This is a genomic window from Pseudomonas mediterranea CFBP 5447, from assembly GCF_000774145.1.
Taxonomy (GTDB): domain Bacteria; phylum Pseudomonadota; class Gammaproteobacteria; order Pseudomonadales; family Pseudomonadaceae; genus Aquipseudomonas; species Aquipseudomonas mediterranea.
The window spans coordinates 1,357,240-1,368,553 of record NZ_KN322987.1; the positions used below are offsets into that span (position 1 = coordinate 1,357,240).

Sequence of the window (11,314 nt, forward strand, 5' to 3'; positions counted from 1 at the left end):
TTTAACGGGAGATCGGACATGCAACTCAAATGGCTGGATGACCTGCTGGCGATCGCCGAATGGAAGAACTTCTCCCGCGCCGCCGAAGTCCGTTGCGTGACCCAGTCGGCCTTGTCACGCCGGATCCGCTCACTCGAGGAGTGGGTGGGGGTCAAGCTGGTGGACCGCGGCACCTACCCCGTCCAACTGACGGCGGCGGGCGTCACCTTTTGCGAGGAAAGCCGGGACACACTGGCCGGCCTGCTGCGGTTGCGTTCGACGCTGCGCGACGTGGAGCGGATGCCGGGTCGCTCCATCCAGATCACCGCGGCCCATAGCCTCTCGATGACCTTCCTGCCGAAATGGCTCTCCCAGTTCCAGCAGCACAACGAACAGTTCAACGCCCGGGTCGTCGCCGCCAACATCCATGACGCCGTCATCGCCCTCGAAGAAGGCAATTGCGATTTGATGATGGTCTATCACCATCCGCTCGCCCCCATCCTGCTGGACGCCGAACGCTTCGGCAGCCTGGCCCTCGGCCACGACGCGTTCATCCCCTTGTGCGCTCCCAATGCCAAAGGCGAACCGCTGTTCCGCCTGCCCGGCCGCGCCGGCAAACCGGTGCCCCACCTGGCCTACACTGCCACCACCTTCCTCGGCCGCGTCGCCGACATCGTCATCAAGAACGGCCCCGCGCCGACGGCACTGGAGCGTTGCTACGAGGCCGACATGGCGATGCTGCTGATGCGCATGGCGGTAGAAGGCTATGGCGTGGCCTGGTTGCCGCAGAGCGCGGTGGCCGATGAATTGGAGCGAGGGTTGTTGGTCAGGGCTGGGGGCGACGAATGGAGCACGCAGCTGGAGATTCGCTCGTACTGTGCGATTGCCAATCGGAACCCGACGATGCGCAAGTTGTGGAAGACGTTGGAGGGGGCTTCGTTGGGCTGATCAGGCCGGTTGGCTTTCCAGGGACAAAAAAGGAGCGCCTTTCGGCTGATGTCAGTCCGTTAAGTATCAGCGACGAGAATCCTCTGGAAGCCGAGCTTGCTCGCGATGGGGGCATGTCAGTCGACAACGGCTTTGACTGATTCACCGCTATCGCGAACAAGCTTGGCTCCCACAGGTTGTCACTTGACTTACCCACTGCATCACCCGGCAGGCGCCCAAAATGCCCTCCAGACCTCATGACCGAAGGACAGAGCGTTCCCTTACTGAGCGTTCTGGAAGCGTGCCGGCTTGCGGAACAGGCGGAAGTCGTCGAATTTCTGGCCGTAGACGAAAGGCAAGTACGCATCCCGATCAGGCAGGACGTCCAGGCGCGGCACAGTCCAGGTCGACTCGCCCTCGGTGTACCAGGCGGTACCGACCGAGACGATTGGAATAGTGTCGAGCGGATCCCACGCCGTACCCTTGAGCTTGAGCGTACCCTTGCCTGCTCGCTTCACCCGGAGATGTTCCTGATTCTTCATGCAATTCAGGATCGGGTCATGCTGCAGCCCATAGCCTGAAGAGTGCGGCACCGCCTTGATTTCGAAGTCATAACTTTCGCTGCTCGAAGGACCCAGGTCCTCTCCGAACTCGGCTTCGATCTCGATCAAGCGTGTACCGTTGCGCTCACAGAAGCCGTATCCTTGAGGCCCATCCCGATAGACTTGGGCGATGCCGGTCTTCTTGGCTTCACCCCACATCTCGCGTCCGATCGTCACGGGCATGTCCCCGCTGACAATCAATACCAGCATGGTGGTGCCTTCGAGCTCCTGGTAGCGGCAATTGAGCGCGATGATGCCGCAATCGAACTCGCCGCACAGTTCGCTCTGCCAACGCGAGACACTGGCGATGGCAGTGGGTGTCGCCGGCAGATCAAAACACGGTGGCAGCACGGTACGCAGGAACTCAAAGGTGGTTTCGAATTCAATCGAAATCCCTTCGATCGTGCAGCGACCCTGGGCGAGAATTCTCTGGATTTCCTGAAGCTCTTCTTTCGTTTTCACAAAGCTCATGGCGGTCGTTCCCATAATTGTTTTTGGTTGAAGGCCCTGGTGAATCAGCGCTTCAGAAGTTTCATCACCGCATCGGCGACACCCAGCGAAGACGCCGGGTTCTGACCGGTCACCAGTGACCCGGACACCACCACATGGCTCTCCCAATCGCCGGCCTTTGAATACACCGCCCCGAGCGCTCTCATGTCGGCTTCAACCAGATAGGGCACGGCTTTGTCCAAACCGACGGCGGCTTCTTCGCTATCACTGAATGCCGTGACCTGGAGCCCCTCGACCAAGGGGCGTCCATCGCTTTTGCGCGCATCCAGCAGGGCGCAGCCGGCATGGCAGATGGTCGCGACAGGCTTGTCCGAGCCGCTGAACGATTCGATCAGCGCCACAGACGCAGGGTTGTCGCGCAGGTCCCACAACGGACCGTGCCCACCGGGATAAACCAATGCACTGACGTCCCCTGCGTTGACCGCGGACAGTCTGACGGTGGAATTCATACGCTCTGCCAGGACCGCATCCGAGGCATAGCGCTGATACAGCGCACTGTCCTTCAATGCCTCCACCGAAGCCGGGTCCACCGGGACCCTGCCGCCTTTCGGGGAAGCCAGGCGCACCGCCAGGCCGGCGTCGATAAAACAGTAATAAGGCGCCAGAAACTCTTCGAGCCATAGGCCGGTCTTGCGTCCGGTATCACCGAATGCATCGTGGGAAGTCAGTACAAATAAAACGCTCATCGCAGGCCCTCCAGAATCAGCAAAACGGTAAATGTCAGGCAGCGGTCTGCTGGTCCCACAAGTCCTGGGCGGTGGACCAGGTCTGGTTGATCTCTTGTCCATCCGGGGTTTGCCAAGTGATCGGGCCGACCATCTGCAGAATGAACGTGGTGTCGGCGAGCATTTTGGTTTCCTCATGCTCGGCGCCGGTCGCTTCGTAGAGGAAGCCATGCTTGACGCACAGCGCGCCGCCATTTTCCGGGCCGCCGCGCAACTCGAGGATGCCTTCGAACACGTAGCCTTCGGCGGGGCCGTGGTGAATGTGCGGCATCAGGATCGAGCCATTGGGGCAGAAAAACATCACGGTCCAGATGCCGAATTCCGGCGACACATGCAGCAATTTCCACTTCACCCCACCGGTATGGAATTGCTCGGGAAAGTCCTGCCATTCGACTTGATCGACTTGCACGTAAGCGTCTTGGGGTTTCTGGATCGTATTCATTTCAGGCCTCGCGGTTTCCGGTTTCGATGGCCTCAAGCTACCCTCGGGATTTCCTCGTACCTATCCAGAATTGGCAATCGTGCCAGCCCTTGCTCCCTTGCCGAAATTGGCTATTGACCCAGACGTTATGCCCTTAGCTTTTGCCTCGTAGACCACCCAGCGGGCAAGTCTCGTCATCTATGAGGAATTTGAAAATGGCTAAAACAATAACGGTAATCGGCACCGGCATGATGGGCTCGGGCCTGGCCAGCACACTGCTGGCGGCCGGTCGCAACGTCACGGTATGGGACGGTCGCCCTGAAGCCACGCGCCATCTGGTCGCCAAGGGCGCGACGCTGGCCCCCTCCTTCGTCGACGCTGTGCATGCCAGCGAGCTGACCATCATGATCATCAGCAGTGCGGCCGGCGGTGCAGCGCTCATCGAGCGCAACATTGCCGACCTCGATCTGAATGGCCGCTTCATCGCCAACCTCAGCACGGCAATGCCCGAAGACGGCGAGCGCTATCGCGCCATCGTTGAAAGCCACGGCGGCACCTTCATCAACGCGGCGATTTCGTCGTACCCGGATCTGATTGGTGGCCCCTATACGGCCATTCAATACGCTTGCGCGCCGGCCGTGTGGGAAGCAATCGCGGACACCGTAAAACCCATGGCCCCCCAGGGCACGATCTATACCGGTGAAAACCTGAGCGTGCCGCCCATCGTCGATGCGGCGATGACAGGCAGTTTCTACGCCGTCGGTCTGGCCGGGTTTCTCGAAGCGGCGGCCTATGCCAAGACGCAAGGTGTGAGTGCCGGACAGTTGTCGGAGTTTGCCGACAAGATGCTGGACCTGCTGCGTTACAAAGTGCAGAAAAGCATCAAGGAAATTGAAGCGAATGAGTTCGGCACCATCCAGGCGACGGTCAACGTGTATCTGGATGCCGTCATCCAATGGCGGGACGCGCTGAAGGCGAGCGGCCTGCGGGCCAGCCATATTTCGGCATTGGCCGATGACCTGACCATTGCCCGGGACGCCGGCCATGGTGAACTGGGATTCAATGCCCAATATCTGGTTGCCAAGGTCAATAAATAATCGCTTAGAGATCTTTGGCGAAAAAGCTTTTCCCCAGGGCTGCCCAGCAGCCCTTTTCCCAGCACCGCGTCACTCAGTGTGGATGCCGGTGCGCGCCCAGACGCCCCACAGTCTGCGAAGGCAGCTCGCCAAAAAACTCCTGGTAATACTTCGAAAATCTCCCGAGATGACTGAAACCCGCATCGAGCGCCGCGCCCTGGATGGTGTCCGAAGGCGACTGCACGAGCAGCTTGCGGGCCGTGTTCAATCGCACCGACCTGATGTAATTCAGCGGCGTCATGCCCAGGACGTCCTCAAAGCTGTACTGAAGGGTCCTACGGCTGATCCGCAGGTGATTGCACAGATCCAGCACGCCGATGTTTTCATCCTGCAGATGCCGGGCAAAGAACTCGCAGCTCTTCTCAACGATATAGGTGCGCGTAGACGGTGGAACCACGAAGCGGGAAGAACCGGTATCGAAGTCCAGGATCTCCTGCACGCAGGCGAATACGTTGGCCAGGCTCGAACGATCGGTAGCGTCCGCGCAGCCTGATTGCACGTGGCTCAGATGCAACTTCAGGTTCGTTTCGAAATCGATCTGCGTTTCGGAGGACGGTTGGATAAACCGTTCGAAGGGTTTCGCGTCGATGTTCAAGTGACCGTCGGTCCTGAACTGCTCCAGGAAGTCCGATTTTTTTACTGTCAGCATCAGGGCCTCGATAGGCGCCCTCGACACCGAGTGAAACGACCGGCCGGAAGAAATGTGGAAGGTATTGGCGTTCACGTATCGGCCATTGAGCAATACGTCTGCGCTGGATCGCACGTTAACGATGACGATTGAATCGAGCGGCACATGGCAGATCTGCTCGATGTAAGGGCTCTCCATCGTCTCGCGGGTGACCTGCACTTTTCCCGCAATTGAATGGCTGGCGATCGCCCCGTGAAAACGGGCCCTTTTCTCCAATTGGTGGTAGCGGTTGTCATCCCACTCTTCCAGGCCGCCGGCATGTTCGAACGCATCATGGGATTCCAGGAAACGGAACTGGGTGTCGGGTTGACGGGTTGGCATGGGCATGACACGGGACTCGCAGATACAAGGTCGACGTTCATCTCTTAGCAATCTTCATACCGCGAAGGACCGACAAGAGCCTTCGAGGCATCGGGGCGGATTCTGGATGGCCGCTCAAGCGTCTATACCAAGCCCTGGCCCATGACCACGAGTCCCCCTTTTCAGGAGAAACCCATCGTTGTTCGAGCAGCCGCATCATCACCAGAACAAAAAATTGGTCACATGACCCAATTTGATGCGTTTTTACTCAACAGCCGACATCCATTTCGAGAAGAAACGACACACTCATGGGCAAACCCGCTTTACGCCTGGCGTTGTTATTCATCGCCGTCATCGATTGCCAAAAATGGATACGGGGCAACAGGGGCTGGGCGTAGGCTGGAATCCAGGGCGCTGCCGGACACGTTTCGGCGGCGCCCGGAAACATTGATTACCGCTGCCATAATAATTTTCCAGAACAGCCAAAGCGGACGGCATCGCAAGAACTCGTCCAGAGAGCAACGACATGAGCAAAGCTGACGTTGAACACAGCACAGGAATGATGAGTACAAGCGCGAGCTTGAACAGGGACCTGTTGAAACAACTGGAGGCCCTGAACCAGGCCGAACACACCTCCTCCGAATGCTGGAGCAGTGGTGCATCGCTGGTTCGAGAGGCGTCTCTGTGGATCCTCTTCGGGGCTGCCCTGTGGGTCGGTACCTTGCTGGCTGTAGGAGCAAACGCATGACCAGTTCAAACAGTGTCGAACAAGAAGCCCTGGCGGGCCGCTTGCCCGTTCTGGCCGGCAATCGGGTCTACAAGACCTACGGTTCTTTCCTTTGGACATGCTGCGCATTCAGTGCGGCGACCTGGGCCTTCCTGATCGGCAGCTACCTGCCGTTCGTAGGGGATTGGCGGCTGGGGGTAATGGGCTACACCATCGGCTTGATCATCGGCATGGCGTTGGTGTCGCTGGCCTCCGGCGTCCCGAGTTTCAAATATGGCACCGACCCCATCGACACCGCCAAACCTTCATTCGGCTACCGTGGCATCGTCATTCCGCTGTTCGGGCTGCTGGCCACGTTGATCGGTTGGTCCTACGTGGTGGAAGCGCTCACTGCCAGGGGTGCCGCGAACGTAGCGGCCACTATCACAGGCAGTCAGGTGACGGGGGATTCCCATGAGCATCTGGTGATTGGTGTCGCACTGGCAGCGCTGCTCCTGGTCTGGATCATCGCGAGCAAGGGGCCGAAGCTGTTCGAACGCCTCAACGGTTTCATCGGGCCTTTACACATGCTGATCACCTTGGTGATGTTCGGCATTCTCGTGCATAAATTCGGTCTGGAAAACCTCTGGCACAACCAGTTGCCAGCCGACCAGATGCTTTCCCACGACCCTGTCCAGGGCCTGGCGCTGGCCGTCGAGTTTGGTGTGTCCAACGCCATGACCTGGTGGCCGGTCATGGGCGGCCTTACCCGTCTGGTCAAACATAAGAATCATGTCATGGGGCCGTCCATTATCGGCGTGGGCATTCTTGGCGCCGCCGTTGTTTCCACCGTTGCGGCCCTTGCAGCCATCAGTGCCGGCACCTACGACCCGACGATCTGGATGATCGCCGTGGGCGGATCGATATTCGGCTCCATCGTCATGACCATCGTGCTGACAGCCAATATCGCCACCATGGTCGTGATGATCTATCTGGCAGGGGTCTCGATCCAGCAAGTGAAGTTTTTCGCGCGCTTGAAGTGGGAGTTGCTTCTCGCCCTGTTACTGTTGCCGGGCCTGTACTTCGCGTTCGAAACCGAATGGTTGTTATCCAACGTGATGAGCTGGCTGTCCTATAACGGCGTGATGTTCGTGGGCATCTCGGGCATTACCCTGGTGGACTACTTCGTATTGAGACGTGAACAACTCGATGCACCCAGCCTGTTTGCCACTCATAACAGTCATTACGCCTACTGGGGCGGGATCAACTGGGCAGCCGTCGTTATCAGCATCGTTGCAGTGGCGGGATACCTCGCGTTGTACAACCCGGTAACGGTGGCGATGAGTGAATCGTTCCGATATTTCGGCGCCTCCATACCGGTGATTGCCATTTCCGGACTGGCCTACTACCTGGCGGCCCGTATGATCCTGGCTCCCCTGGGCAAAGGTCATTACGCCCGCGCAGTGGTCTTGAGCCAACCCACGCTGGATCCCCAACCCAAACCTGGGACCTTGAGAGTCAGCCTTTGATGTCACCGGGGGTGCGCCTCAGGCACCCCCGCTTTGGCCGGCAGGCGCAGGCAGCAAAGTCATTGACCAGAACGCGATGGCGGTTTCAATCAATTGCTCGCGCATGCCAGTCGTGGCGCTCACCTGGTCCTGATAGAAAAAGTTGCCATCGATCTGGGTGGCGATCAACGCGGCGTAGACGGCGACCTGAGCAGTGGGCAACCCAGGATTGACCTCGCTGATGAGCTGGCGGAAGCCTTCGAGAAACCTGTCGTACTGGCTGGCCATTAGCGCCTTGATGGCCGGATCGTGACTGGCCAGCGCCCCCATCTGAAAGAAGAACCTGGCCGTTTCAGCGTCGAATGTCGCGGCCGAATTTTCACGTATCGCCACGGCCAGGCGCTCCATCGGCGTCTCTGCAGATGAACGCGCTACCAAAAGGTCGACCCGGTGAACGAAGAACTCGAGCTTTGCCTTGATCATTTCAAAGCAGAGCTTTTCGGTACTGCCACAGTAATGCTGGAGGTTGTTCAGGCTGATGCCCAGTTCCTTGGCCACTTTCCTGGCTGAAAACTGCGCATAGCCATCCCTGACAAAGATCATTGCAGCGACTTCGTTGATCTCTTCGATTCGCTTGAGTCGTTTCCCTACCCGACTGTAAGGGCTGGTCGTTCCCATGTCCTCGAATTCCAGGTTTCGTTCACGCTCCATTACGGATTCCTTTGCTGATTACAACCTTTAACAATTTTTTCCCGGTAGAAACCTAAACACATTCAAGAACAAGCCGATAGGTTTCGAATACCCCATCCTCCAAGGATTGAACATGATTAACCTCGATGCCCAGCGCTCCAGTGCTCTCCCTCTCTCCACGATCAGCGTAGAACCCAAAAAGTCCACGGATGAAGTGGCACAGGCGCCTGCGAACAAATCGTCTGCCGGTACGCAGGTCGAGGGAGTGAAAGTATCGCTGTCCGGGGTCGGACTTCAAAAATCGGCGAATGACCGCGCCGCCAATGCCAACAAAGACATTGAAGAAAGCGGGTTGCCCGATCAGGTGCAGAAGATCCTGAAAATGATTCGGGAGCTGAAGCAGAAAATCGCAGAAAAGCAGTCAGAAATGCAGGCGCTCATGGCCGATCAAAGTATGTCCCCGGAAACCAAGCAGGTAAAAGCCGGCGCGTTGCAAGCTACGCTCTCGACACTCACCGCCAGCCTGATGACAGCGAGCGCCTCCCTGGACAAACTGAGCAAGAATGGGAAGCTGTCGGCTGCCCAGGCCCAACAGGTCGTCAAGCTGGCTATGAAAAGCTGAACCCGCTTCCCCGCGCGCGCCTCGACACCTGCCATTGCCGATATTGGCTAGGTCGCAAAACCTCGGGCAAGTAGGGTTGCCTCAGTTCATTCATACGGGCTGAGGATATGAAAAATGAAAAGACTTGAAGGAAAAGTGGCGCTGATTTCCGGCGCCGCGTCAGGCATTGGCGCGGCCAGTGCCATTCGATTTGCAGAAGAAGGCGCCGGAATCGTCATTTGCGACGTCGACGAAACAAAGGCCGGAGCAGTGCTGGAAACGATTCGGGCCTTAGGAGGCAAAGTACTGTTCTGTCGTCTGGACGTTCGGGATGAAAATCAGTGGGCCGCTGCTTTCATGGCGGCACTGGCGCAGTTCGGGAGCGTCGATATCGTCATGAACAGCGCTGGCATAGCCGTAGCTGGCGATGTAGAGACCATGAGTTTCGATGATTGGAACAAGGAGCTTTCAGTCAACCTTCACGGGACCTTCCTTGGTATGAAACAGGCATTCGAGCACTTACGGGAAAAAGGCGGATCGATCATCAACCTGTCTTCCATCGAAGGTATCGTGGGTCATCCTGGATACGTGGCCTACTGTGCCGGAAAAGGGGCCATTCGCAACCTCACCAAATCGGCGGCACTGCATGCCGGACGCAAGGGTTACCGAATCCGAGTCAACAGCATTCATCCTGGATACATCACCACGCCTATGGTAGGCAACGACCCCGTCGAACTGGAACGATTGCGCAGGCTGCACCCCATCGGCTTTCTGGGAGAAGCAATCGACATCGCAAACATGGCCCTTTTCCTGGCATCAGACGAGTCGCGCTTTGCGACTGGCGCAGAATTTGTGATCGATGGCGGATTTCTCGCTCAATGAGCAGACAGCATTCTCAGAGCTTTCCTTCGTAGTACTGGGCCATGTGATCAACAAATACGCGGACTTTAAGCGGTAGATTCCGGGCATGGGGGTACAACGCATAGTAGTGCCTCATCCCCAGGGTGTATTCCGGCAGAATCCGCACCAACCTTCCCTTCAGCAGATCATCTCGTACCGTCGCCAGGGTAAACGCCGCGATGCCCCCGCCCGACAACGCGCACGCGTGCAAGGCGGTGATGGTGTCCGTATGAAAGGCACTGTCGCAATCCAATGTCATTGACTGCCCTCCTTCGCTTGCCAACGACCACCGGGTAGCCGCCCCATACGTCAGTAGCCGGTGTTCATTGAGCTCAACGACGCTGCGCGCAAGACCGTACTTGGATACATAGCCCGGCGCCGCCACCAACACCTGCGGTGACACGTTGAGCAAGCGGGCGACAAGGCTGCTGTCGGCCAGCGGCCCGCAGATCCGCAACGCCACGTCGAAGCCATCGGCCACCAGGTCGACAAGGGGATCGGAGCAGGACAAGTCGACCTGGACGTCCGGATAGCGTTGCTGGAAGGTCGGCAACCAATGAGCCAACTCCAACGTACCGGTTACCAGCGGCACGCTGATTCGCAGCAGGCCGGAGGGACGCTCCTGTTCCAGGGTGACGGCGCGGGAAGCTGCTTCGACGCGGTCCAGGATATCTACGCAAGCCGCGTAGTACCTTTCGCCGGCCGCGGTCAGGCTCATGCGCCGGGTATTGCGATTGAGCAGACGCACACCCAACGCGCTTTCCAATTGCTGCAAGTGTCGCGATACCGAGGAATGAGTGGTGTCCAGCCGCTCCGCTGCGGCTGAAAACCCCTGGGACTCCACAATGCAACGGAAAACGCCCATGGCGAGCATCTGATTCATATCGACTCAGCGTACCGGCAACTTGATGATCTGCTCGGTGGTCATGACATCACCGAAGGTATCCTCGACTTCAGCCAACGCGGCCTTGTGCAAGGCGTCCTTGTCGATCGCCTCACCATTGACCCGGGTAATCGCGCGAGTCGCCGATGCATCGGAGGCGACCAGTACGTTGTAGCCCAGGGGCGCCGCATCCCGGGCGGCACCCGCCACGCACGCATGGGTCATGAGGCCGGAAATGATCAGGGTCTCGATACCGGCGCGCTTCAGACGCTTGTCCAGGTCGGTACTGCCAAAGACGCTGACGGTGGTTTTCTGCAGCACCACATCCTGGGCCCTGGGCTGCATGTCCGGGTGGAACTTCACGGTTTCGCCGTCCTTCGCGAACACTGCAGAACCCGCGGGGGCAACGTGCTGGACATGGAAAACCGGCATCTTGTGATCATCGGCAAAGGCAATCAGCCTACGGGTATTGGCCAGCGCAACAGCGCCATCAGGGATCGGCATCTTACCGGTGAAGTATTCGTTCTGAAAATCGATCACCAGTAACGCGGTTTTACCAACAGGCAATTGGCTGGCCGGCGTTGCGCCGGACATGGCCCGGATGGTTGGATTGTTTTCCGCGAGTGCACCGCTGCTGGCGACAATGCCGGAAAATGCACAGGCGGCGAGGAAACGGCGGGTGAATCGTTGCATGGGAACTTCCTTCCTGGTTGTTGAGGGAAGGAATGCTAGAAAGAG

General features: G+C 58.3%; 12 protein-coding genes. 5 read left to right on the forward strand and 7 right to left on the reverse strand.

Features of this window, described 5'->3' with window-relative positions; genetic code table 11:
- The first annotated feature begins 18 nt into the window (after nt 1-18).
- Nucleotides 19-927, forward strand: a complete 909-nt coding sequence (locus tag N005_RS25865) for a LysR substrate-binding domain-containing protein (protein ID WP_047703780.1) — start codon at nt 19-21, stop codon at nt 925-927.
- A gap of 260 nt (nt 928-1,187) precedes the next feature.
- Here N005_RS25865 and N005_RS25870 read toward each other — a convergent pair whose 3' ends face one another.
- Genes N005_RS25870 through N005_RS25880 form a run of 3 tightly spaced genes read right to left on the reverse strand, consistent with a single transcriptional unit; the run spans nt 1,188 to nt 3,185 of the window.
- A complete protein-coding gene (locus N005_RS25870; RefSeq protein ID WP_047703781.1) occupies nt 1,188-1,979 on the reverse strand; it encodes an acetoacetate decarboxylase family protein in 792 nt (263 codons plus the stop codon).
- A gap of 44 nt (nt 1,980-2,023) precedes the next feature.
- The gene (locus N005_RS25875; RefSeq protein WP_047703782.1) at nt 2,024-2,704 is read right to left on the reverse strand and encodes a type 1 glutamine amidotransferase domain-containing protein; all 681 of its coding nucleotides are present in this window, start codon (nt 2,702-2,704) and stop codon (nt 2,024-2,026) included.
- Nucleotides 2,705-2,738: 34 nt separating this feature from the next.
- Entirely contained in the window at nt 2,739-3,185 is a 447-nt protein-coding gene (locus N005_RS25880) for a cupin domain-containing protein (RefSeq protein ID WP_047703783.1), read from the reverse strand.
- A gap of 194 nt (nt 3,186-3,379) precedes the next feature.
- Between N005_RS25880 and N005_RS25885 the strand changes: the two genes are divergently transcribed.
- Complete coding sequence (locus N005_RS25885) at nt 3,380-4,261, forward strand: NAD(P)-binding domain-containing protein (protein WP_162843612.1); 882 nt, start codon at nt 3,380-3,382, stop codon at nt 4,259-4,261.
- 73 nt (nt 4,262-4,334) lie between these two features.
- Here N005_RS25885 and N005_RS27875 read toward each other — a convergent pair whose 3' ends face one another.
- The gene (locus N005_RS27875; RefSeq protein WP_052126476.1) at nt 4,335-5,315 is read right to left on the reverse strand and encodes a helix-turn-helix domain-containing protein; all 981 of its coding nucleotides are present in this window, start codon (nt 5,313-5,315) and stop codon (nt 4,335-4,337) included.
- Nucleotides 5,316-6,032: 717 nt separating this feature from the next.
- On the opposite strand from N005_RS27875, the gene N005_RS25900 reads away from it, so the two are divergent.
- Entirely contained in the window at nt 6,033-7,523 is a 1,491-nt protein-coding gene (locus N005_RS25900) for a cytosine permease (RefSeq protein ID WP_230164983.1), read from the forward strand.
- An 18-nt stretch (nt 7,524-7,541) separates the two neighbouring features.
- On the opposite strand, the gene N005_RS25905 is transcribed toward N005_RS25900, so the two are convergent.
- Nucleotides 7,542-8,213, reverse strand: coding sequence for a TetR/AcrR family transcriptional regulator (locus N005_RS25905; RefSeq protein WP_047703786.1), 672 nt, complete (start codon nt 8,211-8,213; stop codon nt 7,542-7,544).
- A 112-nt stretch (nt 8,214-8,325) separates the two neighbouring features.
- Between N005_RS25905 and N005_RS25910 the strand changes: the two genes are divergently transcribed.
- Together N005_RS25910 and N005_RS25915 are read left to right on the forward strand one after the other, a co-directional pair.
- Nucleotides 8,326-8,814 (forward strand): hypothetical protein, encoded by a 489-nt coding sequence (locus tag N005_RS25910; RefSeq protein WP_230164985.1) that lies wholly within the window; start codon nt 8,326-8,328, stop codon nt 8,812-8,814.
- 114 nt (nt 8,815-8,928) lie between these two features.
- Nucleotides 8,929-9,675, forward strand: coding sequence for an SDR family oxidoreductase (locus N005_RS25915; protein WP_047703787.1), 747 nt, complete (start codon nt 8,929-8,931; stop codon nt 9,673-9,675).
- Nucleotides 9,676-9,688: 13 nt separating this feature from the next.
- Here N005_RS25915 and N005_RS25920 read toward each other — a convergent pair whose 3' ends face one another.
- Both N005_RS25920 and N005_RS25925 read right to left on the reverse strand, forming a co-directional pair.
- Nucleotides 9,689-10,576 (reverse strand): LysR family transcriptional regulator, encoded by an 888-nt coding sequence (locus N005_RS25920; protein WP_047703788.1) that lies wholly within the window; start codon nt 10,574-10,576, stop codon nt 9,689-9,691.
- Nucleotides 10,577-10,582: 6 nt separating this feature from the next.
- Nucleotides 10,583-11,269 carry a cysteine hydrolase family protein gene (locus N005_RS25925; RefSeq protein ID WP_047703789.1) on the reverse strand — a complete coding sequence of 229 codons (687 nt, stop codon included), beginning with the start codon at nt 11,267-11,269 and terminating at the stop codon, nt 10,583-10,585.
- Nucleotides 11,270-11,314 lie beyond the last annotated feature (45 nt).